The sequence below is a fragment of the Methylobacterium organophilum genome, assembly GCF_022179465.1.
Classification (GTDB): Bacteria; Pseudomonadota; Alphaproteobacteria; order Rhizobiales; family Beijerinckiaceae; genus Methylobacterium; species Methylobacterium organophilum.
Genome location: NZ_BPQV01000014.1, coordinates 49851 through 66154, shown reverse-complemented (window position 1 = coordinate 66154; position 16304 = coordinate 49851). Strand labels below are relative to the sequence as shown.

General features: G+C 69.1%; 18 protein-coding genes and 1 pseudogene. 5 read left to right on the top strand and 14 right to left on the bottom strand.

The window, feature by feature from the left end:
- Positions 1-126 precede the first annotated feature (126 nt).
- The 3 genes and pseudogenes from MFF21_RS20405 to MFF21_RS20395 all read right to left on the bottom strand — a co-directional run bounded on the left by MFF21_RS20405 (position 127) and on the right by MFF21_RS20395 (position 2581).
- Positions 127-1071, bottom strand: a complete 945-nt coding sequence (locus MFF21_RS20405) for a ribose-phosphate pyrophosphokinase (protein WP_238313461.1) — start codon at positions 1069-1071, stop codon at positions 127-129.
- A gap of 172 nt (positions 1072-1243) precedes the next feature.
- Positions 1244-1471, bottom strand: a complete 228-nt coding sequence (locus MFF21_RS20400; RefSeq protein ID WP_238313459.1) for a DUF4170 domain-containing protein — start codon at positions 1469-1471, stop codon at positions 1244-1246.
- Positions 1472-1705: 234 nt separating this feature from the next.
- Positions 1706-2581, bottom strand: a pseudogene (locus tag MFF21_RS20395) (MBL fold metallo-hydrolase).
- Between the two features lie 269 nt (positions 2582-2850).
- On the opposite strand from MFF21_RS20395, the gene MFF21_RS20390 reads away from it, so the two are divergent.
- Both MFF21_RS20390 and MFF21_RS20385 read left to right on the top strand, forming a co-directional pair.
- A complete protein-coding gene (locus MFF21_RS20390) occupies positions 2851-3069 on the top strand; it encodes a hypothetical protein (RefSeq protein ID WP_238313457.1) in 219 nt (72 codons plus the stop codon).
- A gap of 46 nt (positions 3070-3115) precedes the next feature.
- On the top strand, positions 3116-3472 hold the full coding sequence (locus tag MFF21_RS20385; protein ID WP_238313455.1) for a hypothetical protein: 357 nt from the start codon (positions 3116-3118) through the stop codon (positions 3470-3472).
- A gap of 13 nt (positions 3473-3485) precedes the next feature.
- Here the strand turns inward: MFF21_RS20385 and MFF21_RS20380 are convergent, their stop codons facing one another.
- The gene (locus tag MFF21_RS20380) at positions 3486-3755 is read right to left on the bottom strand and encodes a hypothetical protein (RefSeq protein WP_238313454.1); all 270 of its coding nucleotides are present in this window, start codon (positions 3753-3755) and stop codon (positions 3486-3488) included.
- A gap of 251 nt (positions 3756-4006) precedes the next feature.
- On the opposite strand from MFF21_RS20380, the gene MFF21_RS20375 reads away from it, so the two are divergent.
- Positions 4007-4948 (top strand): glycine--tRNA ligase subunit alpha, encoded by a 942-nt coding sequence (locus MFF21_RS20375; RefSeq protein WP_238313453.1) that lies wholly within the window; start codon positions 4007-4009, stop codon positions 4946-4948.
- Between the two features lie 8 nt (positions 4949-4956).
- Complete coding sequence (locus MFF21_RS20370) at positions 4957-5397, top strand: DUF3828 domain-containing protein (protein WP_238313452.1); 441 nt, start codon at positions 4957-4959, stop codon at positions 5395-5397.
- 219 nt (positions 5398-5616) lie between these two features.
- Here MFF21_RS20370 and MFF21_RS20365 read toward each other — a convergent pair whose 3' ends face one another.
- From MFF21_RS20365 to MFF21_RS20350, 4 genes are all read right to left on the bottom strand, one after another.
- Positions 5617-6345, bottom strand: a complete 729-nt coding sequence (locus MFF21_RS20365) for an amino acid ABC transporter ATP-binding protein (protein WP_238313650.1) — start codon at positions 6343-6345, stop codon at positions 5617-5619.
- Between the two features lie 134 nt (positions 6346-6479).
- Complete coding sequence (locus MFF21_RS20360) at positions 6480-7172, bottom strand: amino acid ABC transporter permease (protein WP_238313451.1); 693 nt, start codon at positions 7170-7172, stop codon at positions 6480-6482.
- Entirely contained in the window at positions 7172-7894 is a 723-nt protein-coding gene (locus MFF21_RS20355) for an amino acid ABC transporter permease (RefSeq protein WP_238313450.1), read from the bottom strand. Before MFF21_RS20355 ends, MFF21_RS20360 begins: the two co-directional genes overlap by 1 nt.
- A gap of 10 nt (positions 7895-7904) precedes the next feature.
- Positions 7905-8810: an amino acid ABC transporter substrate-binding protein gene (locus MFF21_RS20350; RefSeq protein ID WP_238313448.1), complete on the bottom strand. Its 906-nt coding sequence runs from the start codon at positions 8808-8810 to the stop codon at positions 7905-7907.
- Between the two features lie 422 nt (positions 8811-9232).
- Between MFF21_RS20350 and MFF21_RS20345 the strand changes: the two genes are divergently transcribed.
- A complete protein-coding gene (locus tag MFF21_RS20345; protein ID WP_238313446.1) occupies positions 9233-10759 on the top strand; it encodes an alginate export family protein in 1527 nt (508 codons plus the stop codon).
- 21 nt (positions 10760-10780) lie between these two features.
- Here MFF21_RS20345 and MFF21_RS20340 read toward each other — a convergent pair whose 3' ends face one another.
- The 6 genes from MFF21_RS20340 to MFF21_RS20315 are packed head-to-tail and all read right to left on the bottom strand — an operon-like array spanning position 10781 to position 16296.
- Positions 10781-11902, bottom strand: coding sequence for a branched-chain amino acid ABC transporter substrate-binding protein (locus MFF21_RS20340; RefSeq protein WP_238313444.1), 1122 nt, complete (start codon positions 11900-11902; stop codon positions 10781-10783).
- Between the two features lie 56 nt (positions 11903-11958).
- A complete protein-coding gene (locus MFF21_RS20335; protein WP_238313442.1) occupies positions 11959-12321 on the bottom strand; it encodes a DUF6867 family protein in 363 nt (120 codons plus the stop codon).
- 4 nt (positions 12322-12325) lie between these two features.
- Positions 12326-13123 carry an ABC transporter ATP-binding protein gene (locus tag MFF21_RS20330; protein WP_238313440.1) on the bottom strand — a complete coding sequence of 266 codons (798 nt, stop codon included), beginning with the start codon at positions 13121-13123 and terminating at the stop codon, positions 12326-12328.
- Positions 13120-13989, bottom strand: a complete 870-nt coding sequence (locus MFF21_RS20325) for an ABC transporter ATP-binding protein (RefSeq protein WP_238313438.1) — start codon at positions 13987-13989, stop codon at positions 13120-13122. Before MFF21_RS20325 ends, MFF21_RS20330 begins: the two co-directional genes overlap by 4 nt.
- Entirely contained in the window at positions 13989-15374 is a 1386-nt protein-coding gene (livM, locus tag MFF21_RS20320) for a high-affinity branched-chain amino acid ABC transporter permease LivM (RefSeq protein ID WP_238313435.1), read from the bottom strand. Before livM ends, MFF21_RS20325 begins: the two co-directional genes overlap by 1 nt.
- 4 nt (positions 15375-15378) lie before the next feature.
- Positions 15379-16296 carry a branched-chain amino acid ABC transporter permease gene (locus tag MFF21_RS20315; protein ID WP_238313433.1) on the bottom strand — a complete coding sequence of 306 codons (918 nt, stop codon included), beginning with the start codon at positions 16294-16296 and terminating at the stop codon, positions 15379-15381.
- Positions 16297-16304 lie beyond the last annotated feature (8 nt).

The window sequence follows — 16304 nt, the reverse complement described above, 5'->3', positions numbered from 1 at the left end:
AAAGGCTCGGTAGGAGGCGCGATGGTAGGCTCACCTCCCATATAAGGAATAAATACCTATTGCAAAACACGAAATACCCCGCTCCCTTGAGAAGAGCGGGGTCGGTCGCGAGCGGGAGCTGCCGGTTCAGACGAAGAGGCTCGACACGCTCGATTCCGTGGCCGTACGCCCGATCGCCTCGCCGAGCAGCGGGGCGATGCCGATCACGCGGATGTTGCGGGCGAGCTTCACCGCCTGGGTCGGCTGGATCGAGTCTGTGATGACGAGCTCCTTCATCTTCGAGGCGGCGATGCGCGAGACCGCGCCGCCCGAGAGCACCCCATGCGTGATGTAGGCGGAGACGTCCTTGGCGCCGGCATTCAGTAGGGCCTCGGCGGCGTTCACCAGGGTACCGCCGGAATCGACGATGTCGTCGACGAGGATGCAGGACCGCCCGCTTACGTCGCCGATAATGTTCATCACTTCCGACTCGCCGGGACGTTCGCGGCGCTTGTCGACGATGGCGAGCGGCGCGTCGATGCGCTTGGCGAGCGCCCGGGCGCGCACCACGCCGCCGACGTCGGGGGAGACCACCATGCGCTCGCCCGGGGGCAGCCGCTCCTTGATGTCGCGCACCATCACCGGGGCGGCGAAGAGGTTGTCAGTCGGGATGTCGAAGAAGCCCTGGATCTGGCCGGCATGGAGATCCAGCGTCATCACGCGGTCGGCGCCGGCCTCGGTGATGAGATTGGCCACGAGCTTGGCCGAGATCGGCGTGCGGCCCGAGGTGCGCCGGTCCTGCCGCGCATAGCCGAAATAGGGGATTACTGCCGTGATGCGGCGGGCGGAGGAGCGCCGGGCCGCGTCGATCATGATGAGCAGTTCCATCAGGTGATCGTTGGCGGGGAACGAGGTCGACTGGACGATGAACACGTCCTCGCCGCGCACGTTCTCCTGCAGCTCGACGAAGATCTCCATGTCGGCGAAGCGCCGGACCATGCAGCTCGCCAGCGGCAGTTCCAGATAGGCGGCGATCGCCTCGGCGAGCGGACGGCTCGCGTTGCCGGCGATGATCTTGATCGACGACTTCATTGCCGGGCTCTCTATAAGGCTCGCAAACTCTCGCAAACGACGGGTATCCCGCGCGAAAACCGTCGGAGGGCACACGACTCTCGTCCCGACGGGGGCGCTCTTATCAGTGGCGGCAGGGTGTCACAATGCCTTCACGGCCCGCCCTCCCCACCCAGCTGGCGGGCGCCGGCGCTCAGGGCTCCAGCAGGCGGTGCAGGTGCACGATGAAGTAGCGGGTCTGCGCGCTGTCGACGGTGGCCTGAGCCTTGGCCCGCCACGCGGTCTGGGCGGAGGCGTAATCGGGGAAGATCCCGACGATGTCGAGGCCCTTCACGTCGCGGAAGCGCACGCTGTCCAGATCCTCGAGTTCGCCGCCGAACACGAGGTGAAGCTTCTGGCCGCTGTCGATCGTCGTCGTCATCCACACCTCCCAGCGCTGCCTCGGGTTGACGCGCCGTGGCAGCGACCATCCTCGCGAGGCCGCATTCCGGCCCCGGGCTCAGGCCAAGCCTGCCCGCCGAAGCAAGGCAGAGGCCGTGACCTGCGGGTCGCAGACCCCATCGCCAGCGTCAACTCGCCGTCGCGCATGGGTTCGCTGCACGAAGCTCGCTCGGGGCTCGCTGCGTGTTGCGGGTGGCTCCGCTCAGGCCTCCCGTTAGGCCGAGCCGTCCGCCGCCCGGGCGGGTCGCTCGACATAGCGGCCCCGTTCGGGAGCGGCGACGCGCTCGAAGTCCTGGGCCAGGGCATCGAGGGCACGCTGCAGGTCCGGTCCGTGTAGGGGTCGGCCGTGCCCGGTGATCGCGCGCTCGGGTTTCAGGCTGGCGAGGAAGCGCACGGAAGCGCCGGCCGCATCCCAGTCGAGCGTCAAGATACGTGGGCGGGCCGTGCAGTTCCAGTGCCCGCGTGGCGACGGCATAGGCCGATTCCTGGGCCGTGGTGACGAAGGCGTTCCCGACGATCCGCGTGCGGTCTCTCTCCCGCCACAGGGAGACATGGGCCGGGGCGTGGCCGGGGGGGATCCAGCGTCAGCCCGGCAGGGGCGGGACGGCTTTGCCTTCCGGCAGCAACTGGAGGTGCTCGGACACGTCAACGGGGCGCGTGGGATAGAGTGGAGAGATCCGCGCCATCAGGCCGCCGCCGACGCTCGGATCCGCCGGCGGATAGGCCGCGCTGCCGTCGAGATAGGGTGTTTCCAGCCCGCGGGCGTAGACCGGGGCGTCCCCTCGCGGGCCAGATCCTCCAGCACGCCGACATGGTTGAAATGGCCATGGGTGAGCAGGATCGCCGCGGGGCGCGCGCCCGTGCCGAATCGGGCGCCGGCCGTGTCGCGGATCGCCGTGGCGGTGCCGGGCGGGCCCGCATCGACCAGCACCCAGCCGCGGTCGCCCGCGCCGGGCGGCCCGACGAAGACGACATTGACAATGCCGAGCCGGCGATAGGCGAGGTCCTCGGTGATCGCATGGGCTGCGTCGCTGCCCGCCTCAACGGCATCGGCGCGGGCATCCGGGGCGACGGGGATCTGCTGGGCCATGGGCGGCTCCCTCGGTGTCTTGGGCTCCATCGGGACGCTGCGCGTCTCTCCGGACGATGCCTCGATGGGCCAACCACGTGTGCGGGCCCGGGTTCGGTCGCTCGCCTGCGGCGAAGGCGGCCGTTGTTGCGGGCGGGCGACAGGGGACGCCTAAACCGGCCGTTGCAGCCGCGGACCGCTTGCCAGCGTGGCCACGGGTCCGCAGTTTCGCCGGCCATGGAGCGGTGCGACCCTCGCCGCCGCCCCCGTAGAGACGTGGCCGAAGACCGATGCGCCTCCCGAAGCTGATCGTTCTCCTCGGCCTTGCCGGGAGCGCCGGGGCCTGCGCGCCCCATCCGATCGTCGCCCGCGATCCGATTCCCGCCCCGTCCCCGGACGAGGCGTTTGTCTGCGATTCACGACCTTCGCCGATCGTTGCGAAGATGTTCGACACGAATTGCGAGGAGCGGCTGCGCGAGCGCCGCACCGTGCTACAGTCCAAGGGTTGAGCGGCCAGCCTCGGCCGTTCCCTCGCCCAGCCGGAGTCCGCCCGTGGTGACCTCACGCCGTCTCGCCGCCCTCGCGGGTGCCCTCGCCGCCCTGTCGGTCACCGCGGCCGTGGCGGAGACCGAGGGCACTAAGCAGCGCATCTTCGAGGCGGGCGGGCGCGGCCCGCAGGTGATCGAGCTCGATCCCTATCCAAGCCAGTTCCGTCGCGGCTCCGTCGGCCGCAACGGCGAAGACGTGCATGCGCTTGGCGCCATCCCCGTGCCGCAGGTCATGAATGGCGGCGCCTTCGGCATGACGGGCTTCGACTATTACCACGACGCCTCGGCGGGTGGCTTCATCGGCAAGCGCCGCATCCCGCACGGCTACGTGCTGGCCCCGGCCCTGCGCGCGCCCCTGCCCTGAGGCGGCGCGCCGCTTACTGTGCGCTCGCCACGCAGGCCGCGGGCACGCTGCCATAGCCGGTATAGACGACGCGCACCTTGCGGCGGCAATCCTGCGCGCCGGGAAGTGAGGCGGCGGGGGCGGCCTGGACCGGCGCGACCTCGACCGGGGTGACCGCCACGGTGGCGGCGACCGTGCCGGTCGTGTCCGCGGTGGCGAGGGCGTTGGACGCCGAGATCACCATTGGCGTGGCGACGAGAGAGGCGGCGATGGCCGCGGCGAAAACGGTAAATCCCTTGCGCATGACTTGGCTGCCGCTGTTCTGATCCGCCCGATGGGGCGGCCCACGACCCTGAATTGTCGAAACAACTTGGCCGTAAGCTTCACGGTTCCCCGGCTTAAAGGAATCGTGGCAGAAATGTGTGCGGGCGCGCACCGGGGCGGTTTCCATCCCCCGTGCGACGCCCCGCGGCCTCCGTCATTCAAGCGGCTTCCCCTTCGACGGCGGGGGCTCTAAACGGTCGCGCGACCCTTCTTCCCGCTGTCGGAATCTCCATGTCGAGCGACGTCGATCTCTCGCCCACACGCTCGTTCCAGGGCCTGATCCTGACCCTGCAGCGCTTCTGGGCGGGCAAGGGCTGCGTGATCCTGCAGCCCTACGATATGGAGGTCGGCGCCGGCACCTTCCATCCGGCCACGACGCTGCGGGCGCTCGGGCCGAAGCCCTGGAACGCGGCCTATGTTCAGCCGTCGCGGCGCCCGAAGGACGGCCGCTACGGCGAGAACCCGAACCGGCTGCAGCATTATTACCAGTTCCAGGTCATTCTGAAGCCGAACCCGCCGAACCTTCAGGGGCTCTACCTCGAATCGCTCGCCGCGATCGGCGTCGACCTCAAGCTCCACGACATCCGCTTCGTCGAGGACGACTGGGAGAGCCCAACGCTGGGCGCCTGGGGCCTCGGTTGGGAATGCTGGTGCGACGGGATGGAGGTGAGCCAGTTCACCTATTTCCAGCAGGTGGCCGGCTTCGAATGCGCGCCGGTCGCCGGCGAGCTGACCTACGGCCTCGAACGGCTCGCCATGTACGTGCAGGGCGTCGAGAACGTCTACGACCTCAATTTCAACGGCGGCGAAGGCGACGCGAAGGTCACTTACGGCGACGTCTTCCTGCAGGCCGAGCAGGAATATTCGCGCCACAACTTCGAGGCCGCCGACACGGCGATGCTGTTTCGGCACTTCGCCGACGCGGAAAAGGCCTGCCGCTCCTATCTGGATGCCGGTGCTCCGGCCACGGAAGGCGGGCGCCACCGCATGGTGCAGCCGGCTTACGACCAGTGCATTAAGGCGAGCCACGTCTTCAACCTGCTCGATGCGCGCGGCGTGATCTCGGTGACCGAACGGCAGAGCTACATCCTGCGGGTGCGCGAGCTCGCCAAGGCCTGCGGTGCCGCCTGGCTCAAGACGGAGGCCGGCGGCGCCCCGGCCGAGGCCGCCTGAGCGAGGCCATGCGCACCGCTCTCATCGCCCTTGTCCTGGCGCTCTCCGCCGGGAGCGCGCGGGCGCAATCGGCGACCGATCCCGTCGAGACGGTGCGCGCCTTCTACGCCAAGGACGATATCAATGCCGTCCGCTTCTACGCCAAGGGTCTGCGCCGCCTGTTCGAGCGCGACCAGCGCGAGGCGAAAGGCGAGGTCGGGCGCCTCGGCTTCGCCTTCCACGTCAACGGCCAGGACACGGAGCCGGGCTTTTCCAAGAGCCTGACGCTCACGCCGCTCGCGGTGGAGGCCGACCGGGCCGAGGTGCAGGCCACCTTCCGCAACGGCAGCCCGCAGGAGTTGCGTTACAGCCTCCTGCGCGAGGGCGGCCTCTGGAAGATTGCCGATGTCCGCTCCCTGCGGAAGGACCGCTGGGACCTGATGGAGATCCTGTCCGCGCCGCTGCGCTGAGGCAGGCCGCTCAGGCCAGCCGAAGCCCCGTCAGCAAAGCGGCGGGTGGGGATGGGCGACAGGATCGGCCGTGGCGGGGCCGCCCGGCACAACCCCGTGATCGCGGCTGCAGTCTGGCGTCGAGGCGATGCGCCTCCGCGGCATCCGTGCTTTGCGGATCGGCCGGGGTGGACGGAAAGGCGGAGAGGCCGGTCAGCGGCCTCATCGGCCCCTGCCCCCTCAATGCGACAGGATCTTCGATAGGAAGGCCTGGGCGCGGAGGCTGCGGGGCTCGTCGAAGAAGGCGTCCTTGCTCGTGTCCTCCACGATCTCACCCTGGTCCATGAAGATCACCCGGTCGGCGACCTTGCGGGCGAAGCCCATCTCGTGGGTCACCACCATCATGGTCATGCCGTCCCGGGCGAGCTCGACCATCACGTCGAGCACCTCGCCGACCATCTCCGGGTCGAGGGCCGAGGTCGGCTCGTCGAACAGCATCACCACCGGGTCCATGGCGAGCGCCCGGGCGATCGCCACCCGCTGCTGCTGGCCGCCGGAGAGCTGGCCCGGAAATTTCCGCGCATGCGCCGAGAGGCCGACCCGGGAGAGCAGGTCGAGCCCCCGCTTCTCGGCGTCCGCGGCCGAGCGCTTCAGCACCTTGCGCGGGGCGAGCGTCAGGTTGTCGAGGATCGACAGATGCGGGAACAGCTCGAAATGCTGGAACACCATGCCGACCCGGGCGCGCAGCTTGGGCAGGTTCGTGGCCCGGTCCTTTACCCGCGTGCCGTCGACGGTGATCTGGCCCTCCTGGAACGGCTCCAGCGCGTTCACGCACTTGATCAGGGTCGACTTGCCCGAGCCCGAGGGGCCGCAGACCACCACCACCTCGCCGCGGGCGATCTCCGTCGTGCAGTTGGAGAGCACCTTGAAGTCGCCGTACCACTTGGACACGGCCTCAATGGCGATCATCTGCGCCGCGCTGGCAGGGCGGGGCGCGACGAGCGGCCCCTCCTGCAGCCCGGCATCCTCGGGGGCGTCGGTCGCCCGGACGGGCGTCTGCGGCGTGCCGGGCGCCGGGATCGGCGTGGAGGTCATGACGTCCCTCAGCGGATGATCGCGACGTGGGATTGCAGGCGGCGCACCAGGAGCGAGGCGGCCAGACAGATCACGAGATAGGTAAGCGCCGCGAACAGATACATTTCGACGAGGCGCCCATCCCGCTGGGCGACCTTCACGGCGGCCCCCAGGAAGTCGGTGAGCGAGAGCACGTAGACGAGCGAGGTGTCCTGGAAGAGCACGATGGTCTGGGTCAGCAGCAGCGGCAGCATGTTGCGGAAGGCCTGGGGCAGGACCACGCTGCCCATCACCTGCCAGTAGCCGAGCCCGAGCGCCTGGGCGGCGGCCGTCTGGCCCTTCGGGATGGATTGGAGGCCGGCTCGCATGATCTCGGAGAAGTAGGCCGCCTCGAAGAGGGTGAACGTGATCAGGGCGCTGGTGAAGGCGCCGACCTGGATCGGCTCCGAGGCGCCGGTCGCCCAGGCTCCGAGGTAGGGCACCAGGAAGTAGAACCAGAAGATCACCAGCACGAGCGGCAGGGAGCGCATCAGCTCGACATAGAGCTTGGCCACGTGCCGCAGCCCGGGCAGCCCGGAGAGCCGCAGCATCGCGAGCCACGTGCCGAGCACCAGGCCCAGGCCCGCCGCCAAGGCGGTCAGCGTCAGGGTGAAGACCATGCCCTGCCCGAACAGATAGGGCAGCGAGGCCCCGACCACGCCGAGATCGAACTGCGAAAACATCAGCGCTGCCCGGGGATCGCGACCGCCCGCTCGAGCCGGCTCGCGCACAGGATCACCACGAGGTTGACCGTCACGTAGAGAAGGGTCGCCGCGGTGAAGGCCTCGAAGACGTGGAAGGAGAATTCCTGCATCGCGCGGGCCCGGGCGGTGAGTTCGAGCAGGCCGATGGTGAGCGCCACCGACGTGTTCTTGAGGTTGTTCAGGAACTCGGAGGTGAGCGGCGGCAGGATGATGCGGTAGGCGTTGGGCAGCAGCACGTGGCGGTAGGTCTGCGCGGTGCCGAGCCCCAGGGCCGTGCCGGCGAGGCGCTGGCCCCGGGGCAGCGCCTCGATGCCGGCCCGCACCTGCTCGGCCACCCGCGCCGCGGTGAAGAAGCCGAGGCAGAGCACCGCCGTGTAGAAGGGCGCGTCCGGCACTTGCTTCACCGCGCTGCCGAGCGCCTCCGGCAGCAATTCGGGCAGCACGAAGTACCAGAGGAACATCTGCACCAGCAGGGGGATGTTGCGGAACAGCTCGACATAGGCCGTGCCGAGGGCCCGCGCCGCCTTCGAGGGCAGCGTGCGCATCACCCCGATCACCGAGCCGAGGGTGAAGGCGATCGCCCAGGAGGCGAGCGCGGTCGCGACCGTCCAGGCGAGGCCGGAGAGCAGCATGTCGGCATAGGAGCCGACCCCTTCCGGGCTCGGCTCGAAGAAGACGTTCCAGTTCCAGCTGTAGTTCATCGGCCGTCGCTCAGTAGGCGACGGGGTCGGCGCTGTCGCTCGGGGTCTCGAAGGCCTTCCGCATGGCCTCGCTCATCGGCAGCTTGAGGTTGATGCCCCGGGGCGGGATCGGCTGCTCGAACCATTTCGCGTAGAGCGCCTTCCCCTCCGGGCTCCGGTAGAGCGCGGCGGTGGCGGCGTCGACCACCGCCTTGAAGGGCGCGTCGTCCCTGCGCAGCATGATGCCGTAGGGCTCGGGCTTCGAGAGCGCCTCCGAGGAGATCGCGTAGGCCTCCGGCGCCTTGGAACCGGCGACCAGGGCGGCGAGCAGCACATCGTCCATCACGAAGGCGTCGGCCCGGCCGGTCTCGACCATCAGGAAGGCCTCGGCATGGTCCTTGGCCGGCAGGATCCGGAGGCCGAGGCCGCGGGCGGTGTTGGCCTCGTTGATCTGGCGGATGCTGGTGGTGCCCGAGGTCGAGACCACGGTGCGGCCCTTCAGGCCGTCGAAGCTGTCCAGCGCCTTGTCCTTCTTCGCCACGAAGCGCGTCGCGGTGAGGAAGTGGGTGTTGGTGAAGGCGGCCTGCTTCTGGCGGTCGGCATTGTTGGTGGTCGAGCCGCATTCGAGGTCGATGGTGCCGTTGGCGATGAGCGGCATACGCGTCGCCGAGGTGACGGGATTGAGCTTCACCGCCAGCGAATCGAGCTTCAGATGCGCCTTCACCGCCTCCGCCACCTTCTGGCAGATCTCCAGGGTGTAGCCGACCGGCTTCTGGTTGCCGTCGAGATAGGAGAACGGCACCGAGGAATCGCGGTAGCCGAGGGTGATGGCGCCGCTGTCCTTCACCTTCTTCAGGGTGCCGGTGAACTCCTGCGCCCCGGTGGGCCCGCAGGCGGCCGCGAGGGCGGTGAGCAGGAACACGGCCTTGAGGCGCATCGGCGAAGCTTCCCGACCCTGGGCCGCCCGGCGGGCGGCGGCGGCGCCATAGTGAGGCCGGCGCCCCGGCTTGTCATCCGCCCCGGCGCCGAACGCGACGGGGGAGCCGTCGCTCGTCCTGGGCGGCACGTTCGAAATTAATCCCGAGAAAGACAAGTCTCTGCACAATTCCGCCCGGGCGTTGCGGCCGGGGGACAAAGGTCATGCGCAGATCAGGGGCGAGGCATCTCATATAAACCCCTGATTTCATTTTGATATGAGCATTGCTGGCTGTGTGGAAAACCGCCGCGGCGGGCGCGAAGACGTTCGAAGATACCAACAAAATGCATGATTCAGATCAGCAGTCCTTGCGCTGATAGGCCAGGGTGAGTGAACTCTAGCCATCCTTGATCGAAGTTTGTGCAAGAACAGGAGGCGGTGCCGTGAAGCGGTCGGTTGTGTGCGCGTCGTTGCTGGCCGGCGCTTTCGTCCCTCCCCTCGTGGGCGCTCCCATCGGCTCCGCCCTCGCCCAGGGCGGCCCGGCGCCCACGGCCACCGACGTGGCGACCGCCAAGGCGCAGGTGGCGACGGCGAAAGCCAGGAAGGCGCAGGACGGGCCCTATTTCGCGGCGGTCCCGGTCAACCCGCCGAACTTCCTCTACAAGGCCCTGGGCGAGCCCGAGAACTGGCGCATCAGCGGCTCGTTCCGCCCGAGGGCGGAAGGCATCGCCAACCAGTTCCGCCCCTCGACCTTCGCCAGCAACGACATCCTGAACTCGTATCTCACAACCCTGCACGTGGAATACGGCGTCAAGGATCCGGTGCGCATCGGCGTGGAGCTGTTCGACAGCCGCGGCTACTTCCAGCGCCGCAATTCCTCTGCCTCCACCACGGAGATCAACGCCCTCGAACCGGGCCAGGCCTATCTCAACTTCGATCTGGGCGATCTCGGCGGCGAAGGCTCGAAGAGCAGCCTGACGCTCGGCCGCTTCACCAAGAACATCGGCTCGCGCCGCCTCGTCTCCCGGCAGCAGTTCCGCAACACCATCAATGCCTATACCGGCATGCTGTTCGATTGGCAGGGCGCGAACAAGGACAAGCTCACCGTGCTCTGGTCGATGCCGCATACGCGGCTGCCCGACGACGTGCCCGGCATCCTCGACAACGGGATCGAGTTCGACCGCGAGAGCCCGGACCTGCAGCTCTTCGGCGCTTCCTACACCTTCGCGGGCATCTTCGGCGGCTCCCTCGAACTCTACGGCTACGGCCTCTACGAGCAGGATTCCGGTACGGGCCCGGGCTCGGTGCAGACCCGCAACCGGCGCCTGTTCACCCCCGGGATGCGGCTGGCGCGCCTGCCGCGGGTGGGCGAATTCGACTGGGACCTCGAGGGGATCTACCAGACCGGCCTCACCCGCGAGACGGCGGCGGTGACCGACGTGAAGGATCTCGACGTCTCGGCCTATTTCGTCCACGCCGAAATCGGCTACACCTTCGATGCCGATTGGAAGCCGCGGGTCTCCCTGCATTACGACCATGCCAGCGGCGACGGCTCCAACCCGAACAGCTACAACCGCTTCGACACGCTCTACGGCGCCCGGCGCTGGGAATACGGCCCGACCGGCCTCTACGGCCCGGTGCAGCGGGCGAACATGATCTCGCCCGCCCTGCGCTTCGAGATCACCCCGAGCAAGGTCTGGGACTTCTTCGTCGCCTATCGGCCGCTCTGGCTGGAAAGCGCCACCGACACCTTCGCGGCGACGCTGATCCGTGACCGCTCGGGCCGCTCCGGCACCTTCGCCGGCCAGCAGATCGAGGGCCGCGTGCGCTACTGGATCATCCCCGACACGATGATCCTCGATACCGGGCTCGCCTACCTCATCAAGGGCGACTTCCTGCGCAACGCCCCCAACGCGCCCGATACCGGAGACACCTTCTACGGCTATCTCAACACGACGCTCTTCTTCTGAGCCCTCGGGTCGGCAGCGGGATCACGGGGTGATCTCGTTGCCGACATAGTCGACGACGCCGTTGGCATTCTTCTTCCAGACATACATCACGTAGTCCGGCCGGGTGATGTCGCCCTTCTTGTCGTAGGCGATCTCGCCGATCACCGTCGGGGTCGGCTTGCCCTGATGCAGATAGGCGGCCAGCGCCTCGGCCTCGGTGGAGCCCGTCGCCTCGACCGCGGCCTTGAGGATCTGGACCGCGGCATAGGCGTAGAGGGTATAGGCTTCCGGGTTGATGCCCTTGGCCTTGAAGCGGGCGACGATGTCCTTGGCCTCGGCGCTGCGGGTTCGGTCGGGGGTGAAGGTGACGAGGGTGCCCTCGGCGGCCGGCCCGGCGATGGCGACGAGCTCCTTGTCGACCATGCCGTCGCCGCCCATCAGGGGCGCTTCGAGCTTCTGGTCGCGCATCTGGCGGATGATGAGGCCGGCCTCCGTGTAGTAGCCGCCGAAATAGACCACATCGACGCCGTTCTGCTTCAGCTTCGACACGAGGGCGGAATAGTCCTTCTCGCCCGGGTTGATGCCCTCGATCAGCGTCTCCTTGCCGCCCTTGGCCTTGAACGCCTTCAGGGTCTCGTCGACGAGGCCCTTGCCGTAGGGCGTCTTGTCGTGGACGAAGGCGACCTTCTTCCCCGCGAAGGCCCTGGCGAGGTAGTCGCCGGCGATGGCCCCCTGCTGGTCGTCGCGGCCGCAGGTGCGGAAGACGTTCCACAGGCCCCGCTCGGTGAACTTCACCGCGGTCGAGCCGGGGGTGATCTGGAGGATGCCCGCATCCGCATAGGCCTCGGAGGCGGGGATCGAGACGCCGGAATTGAAATCGCCGACCACCATGGTCACCCCGTCCGAGGCGAACTTGTTGGCGACCGAGACGCCCTGCTTGGGGTCGGAGGCGTCGTCGCCGATGGAGAGCTCGATCTTCTTGCCCTTCACGCCGCCGGCGGCGTTGATGTCCTCGACCGCCTGGGTGGCGCCGTTGCGGAACTGCGCCCCGAAGGCGGCGCTGTTGCCGGTGAGCGGGGCGGCGAGCCCGATCTTCACCTGCGCCTGGGCCGAGCCCGCGAGGAGAAGCCCGAGGGCGAGCCCGGCCAGCAGCGACGTCTTCATGCCCATCCCCCTCAATGCCCCCGTTCCAAGCAAGCGCGGGGCCGATGCCCGCGCGATCACGTTGCCTCCGGCCCCTTCGCCCGCCAGGCCAGCGGCCCGCGGCGCTCGTAGAGCCAGGGATATTGCCCCGTCATCTGCTGCACCCGCGTGACGCGGAAGGCCAATGCCCCGACGAGGAGCACCACCAGGGCATCCGCCGCGTAGTAGCGGGCGGAGAGCAGCGTGCCCTGGAACAGGGCGAAATGGATGAAGCGCACGGCTCCGGCGAGCAGGAGCAGCGGCGGCACGATCTGCCAGGCCGGACGCCAGCCGAGCGCCACCGCCCGTGCCGTCATCCAGGCCGCCCAGCCGCCCATGGCCACGGTGACGAGCAGGAACAGGAAGACCGAGTCCTCCTCGTAGAGGATTCCCTGGAGCATCGCCTCAGCTCTCCTCCGGCAGGGCGTGGCCGCCTTCGAGATAGGCGGCCTTGATCGCCGGATCCTCCAAGAGCGCCCGGCCCTCCCCCGAGAGGGTGATGCGCCCGTTGACCAGCACGTAGCCGCGATGGGCGAGGCGGAGGGCGTGATAGGCGTTCTGCTCCACCAGGAAGACGGTGAGGCCGTCCTGCCGGTTGAGGGTGCGGATGGCGGAGAAGATCTGCTTCACCACGAGGGGGGCGAGGCCGAGGGAGGGCTCGTCGAGCATGAGCAGGCGCGGCCGGCTCATCAGGGCGCGGGCGATGGCGAGCATCTGCTGCTCGCCGCCCGACATGGTGCCGCCGCGCTGGTGCAGCCGCTCCTTCAGCCGGGGAAACAGGGTGCAGACCCGCTCCAGATCCTGCGCGAAGAAGCGCCCCTCGTGCAGGGCGGCGCCCATCTGCAGGTTCTCGTAGACGCTCATGCGCGGGAAGATGCGCCGCCCCTCCGGCGACTGGGCGAGGCCGAGTCGGGCGATGCGGTGGGTCGGCAGGCGCGTCACGTCCTGCCCGGCGAAGCGGATCGTGCCGGAGCGGGCGCGCGGGGCGCCGAACACCGTCATCATCAGGGTCGACTTGCCGGCCCCGTTCGCCCCGATCAGGGTGACGATCTCGCCCTCGCGCACCTCGAGATCGACCCCGCGCAGGGCGGCGACGCTGCCATAGGAGGCCGAGACGCCGCGCAGGGCGAGCAGGGGCTCGGCGGCGGCGGCCTGCCGGGCCCGGGTCTCCTCCACGAGGACGTTGATGCCGGCGACGCTCATGGCCGCCTCTCCGCGACGGGCAGGGTGAGGCCGAGCTCGGCATCGACCTGCTCGACCTCCTCGTCCTCGACCCCGAGATAGGCCGCGATCACCCGCGGGTCGTTGCGGATCGCCTCCGGCGTGCCGTCGGCGATCTTCCGGCCGTAATCGAGCACGACCACGTGGTCGGAGATCGCCATCACCACGGCCATGTCGTGCTCGATCAGGAGCACGGAGGTGGCATGCGCGTCGCGGATGTGGCGCAGCAGGCCGTTCAGCTCCTGGGATTCCCGCGGGTTCAGCCCCGCCGCTGGCTCGTCGAGGCAGAGCAGGACCGGGTCCGTGCACATGGCCCGGGCGATCTCCAGCCGGCGCTGGTCGCCATAGGGCAGGTCGCCGGCCGGATCGTCGGCCCGGGCGGTCAGGCCGATCCGGTCGAGCCAGTCCCTGGCCTTGGCGATCGCGGCGGCCTCCGCCGCCCGGTAGCCGCCGAGGCCGAGGAGGCCGAGCAGGGTGAAGCCCGAAGCGCGCATCAGGGGGGCGTGCTGGGCGACGAGCAGGTTCTCCAGGACGGTCATGCCGGGAAACAGGCGGATGTTCTGGAAGGTGCGCGCCACCCGGGCCCGCCGGTTCACCTGATGGTTCGGCAGCCGCTCCAGCAGATGCGCCGCGCCGTCCGGATGGCGCAGGGTCAGCCGCCCCTCGCTCGGCCGGTAGAAGCCGGTGATGCAGTTGAACACCGTGGTCTTGCCCGCACCGTTCGGGCCGATCAGCGCGGTGATGTCCCCCCGCCGGACGCGGAAGGAGAGGTCGTCCACGGCGGTCAGCCCGCCGAAGCGCATGCGCAGATGCTCGACCGCGAGGACGGCGTCGTCGGGGGGCGCCATCAGCCGTGGCCCTCGCGCACGAGGCTGCCGGCGATGGCCTTGCGCTCCTTGAGGGCCACGGTCGGCACCCGCTCGGCGATGAGGCCGCGGGGGCGCCAGACCATCATGGCGACCATGGCCAGGCCGAACACGACGAGGCGGTACTCGTTGGGGTCGAAGCCCTCGCCGAACACGGCCTTGAGGAAGCCGAGATTGCGCAGGAGCTCCGGCCCGCCGACCATGACGATGGCGGCGAGGGCCACGCCGATCTGGCTGCCCATGCCGCCGAGCACCACGATCGCCAGGATGATGGCGCTCTCCAGGAAGTTGAAGCTCTCCGGGCTGACGAAGCCCTGGCGCACGGCGAAGAAGGAGCCGGCGAAGCCCCCGAACATGGCGCCCAGCGCGAAGGCGGTGAGCTTGGTCGCGGTGGTGTCGATGCCGAGCGAGCGGCAGGCGATCTCGTCCTCGCGCAGGGCCTCCCAGGCCCGGCCGATGGGCAGGCGCCGCAGGCGCAGGGTCGCGAAGGCAGTCAGGAGGGCGAGCGCCAGGATCAGGTAGTAGAGGAAGACGACGCGGTGCATCGCGTCGAACTTGAGCCCGAAGGTGCCGGCGAAGCCGTTCGGCCCCGGGGTGAAGGGCAGGCCGAAGAAGGTCGCCCGGGGGATCGAGGACACTCCCGCCGCCCCGCCGGTGAGGTCGACCCAGTTGATGAGCACGAGGCGGATGATCTCGCCGAAGGCCAGGGTGACGATGGCGAGGTAGTCGCCCCTCAGGCGCAGCACGGGAAAGCCGAGCATCATGCCCCAGAGCCCCGCGAACAGGCCGGCCAGCGGCAGGCAGACCCAGAAGGACAGGCCGAGGCTCGTCGAGAGCAGGGCGTAGGTATAGGCGCCGACGGCGTAGAAGGCGACGTAGCCGAGGTCGAGGAGTCCCGCGAGCCCGACCACGATGTTCAGCCCCCAGCCGAGCATGACGTAGGTCAGGATCAGGATGCCGAGGTCGATCCAGTAGCGGGAGGGGCCGAGGCCGCCGGTGAGGAACACCACCGCCGGCGGCATCAGCAGCGCGGCGGCCAGGAACAGCGGCAGACCGAGGCGCGGCAGGCGCTGCCCGGCCTGGGGCGTGGCGTCGACGGGCTCCGTCGCCTGGGAAGGGCTCGGGGTGAGCGTCCGGCGCGCGTCGCGCCGCAGGAGCACCAGGCGCTGGAGCAGCCGCAGGCCGAACAGGGCGGCGCAGAGGCCGGCCACCAGCCCCCAGCGCGGGGTCAGGCCGAGGGCGCCGCCCTCCCCGAGATCGGCGCGGTAGCTGACGATCGGCACGCAGAGCCCGAAGGCGACCAGCGCCGTGAGCGCGCAATCCTTCAGGATGCCCGGCAGGCCGTTCTCCGACGCGGCGGCGGCCACCGGCTCAGACCTTCTCGACCTCGGCCCGGCCGAGCAGGCCCGAGGGCATGAAGATCAGGACGATGGCGAGGATCGAGAAGGCGGCCACGTCCTTGTACTCGATGGAGAAATAGGCCGACCAGAAGGTCTCGACGAGGCCGATGATGAGGCCGCCGAGCACCGCGCCGGGCAGGGAGCCGATGCCGCCGAGCACCGCCGCGGTGAAGGCCTTCACCCCGGGCACGAACCCGTCCGAGAAGGAGACCACGCCGTAATAGACGAGGTAGAGCACCCCCGCCACCGCCGCGAGCACCGCGCCCAGCACGAAGGTGAGGGAGATGGTGCGGTCCACGTCGATGCCGAGCAGAGCCGCCATCTTGCGGTCCTGCTCGCAGGCCCGCTGCGCCCGGCCGAAGGGCGTGCGCTGCACGAGATACCAGAAGCCGGCGAGCAGGAGCGCGGTCACCGTCATGATCGCCATCTGCTTGTAGGAGAGGGTCACGGCGTAGCCCTCCCGCTCGAACAGGGTCAGGCCGCCGTTGAGCAGGGGCGGCGTCGGCTTGTTGCGGGCGCCCTGGGCCACCTGCACGAAGTTCGACAGGAAGATCGAGACGCCGATGGCCGAGATGAGCGGGGCGAGGCGGAAGGAGCCGCGCAGGGGCCGGTAGGCCACCCGTTCGATCGCCCAGCCCCAGAGCGCGGTCAGCGCCATCGCCACGACGAGCACGATCAGCAGAGCCAGGGCCACGGAGGCGATGCCGAGCCAGGCGGTGACGATCAGGAAGGCGATCAGCGCGATGAAGCTCGACACCATGAAGACGTCGCCATGGGCGAAGTTCACCATGCCGATGATGCCGAACACCATCGTGTAGCCGATGGCGATCAGCCCGTAGATCGAGCCGAGCGTGAGCCCGTTGATGAGCTGCTGTACGAAGACGTCCATGTGGTGCC

What these genes read in the sequence shown, in the direction of transcription:
- MFF21_RS20405 (WP_238313461.1), bottom strand. Translation starts at nt 1,071, where the DNA reads ATGAAGTCGTCGATCAAGATCATCGCCGGCAACGCGAGCCGTCCGCTC.
- MFF21_RS20400 (WP_238313459.1), bottom strand. Translation starts at nt 1,471, where the DNA reads ATGACGACGACGATCGACAGCGGCCAGAAGCTTCACCTCGTGTTCGGC.
- MFF21_RS20390 (WP_238313457.1), top strand. Translation starts at nt 2,851, where the DNA reads ATGCGCCTCCCGAAGCTGATCGTTCTCCTCGGCCTTGCCGGGAGCGCC.
- MFF21_RS20380 (WP_238313454.1), bottom strand. Translation starts at nt 3,755, where the DNA reads ATGCGCAAGGGATTTACCGTTTTCGCCGCGGCCATCGCCGCCTCTCTC.
- MFF21_RS20375 (WP_238313453.1), top strand. Translation starts at nt 4,007, where the DNA reads ATGTCGAGCGACGTCGATCTCTCGCCCACACGCTCGTTCCAGGGCCTG.
- MFF21_RS20370 (WP_238313452.1), top strand. Translation starts at nt 4,957, where the DNA reads ATGCGCACCGCTCTCATCGCCCTTGTCCTGGCGCTCTCCGCCGGGAGC.
- MFF21_RS20365 (WP_238313650.1), bottom strand. Translation starts at nt 6,345, where the DNA reads ATGATCGCCATTGAGGCCGTGTCCAAGTGGTACGGCGACTTCAAGGTG.
- MFF21_RS20360 (WP_238313451.1), bottom strand. Translation starts at nt 7,172, where the DNA reads ATGTTTTCGCAGTTCGATCTCGGCGTGGTCGGGGCCTCGCTGCCCTAT.
- MFF21_RS20355 (WP_238313450.1), bottom strand. Translation starts at nt 7,894, where the DNA reads ATGAACTACAGCTGGAACTGGAACGTCTTCTTCGAGCCGAGCCCGGAA.
- MFF21_RS20350 (WP_238313448.1), bottom strand. Translation starts at nt 8,810, where the DNA reads ATGCGCCTCAAGGCCGTGTTCCTGCTCACCGCCCTCGCGGCCGCCTGC.
- MFF21_RS20340 (WP_238313444.1), bottom strand. Translation starts at nt 11,902, where the DNA reads ATGAAGACGTCGCTGCTGGCCGGGCTCGCCCTCGGGCTTCTCCTCGCG.
- MFF21_RS20335 (WP_238313442.1), bottom strand. Translation starts at nt 12,321, where the DNA reads ATGCTCCAGGGAATCCTCTACGAGGAGGACTCGGTCTTCCTGTTCCTG.
- MFF21_RS20330 (WP_238313440.1), bottom strand. Translation starts at nt 13,123, where the DNA reads ATGAGCGTCGCCGGCATCAACGTCCTCGTGGAGGAGACCCGGGCCCGG.
- MFF21_RS20325 (WP_238313438.1), bottom strand. Translation starts at nt 13,989, where the DNA reads ATGGCGCCCCCCGACGACGCCGTCCTCGCGGTCGAGCATCTGCGCATG.
- MFF21_RS20315 (WP_238313433.1), bottom strand. Translation starts at nt 16,296, where the DNA reads ATGGACGTCTTCGTACAGCAGCTCATCAACGGGCTCACGCTCGGCTCG.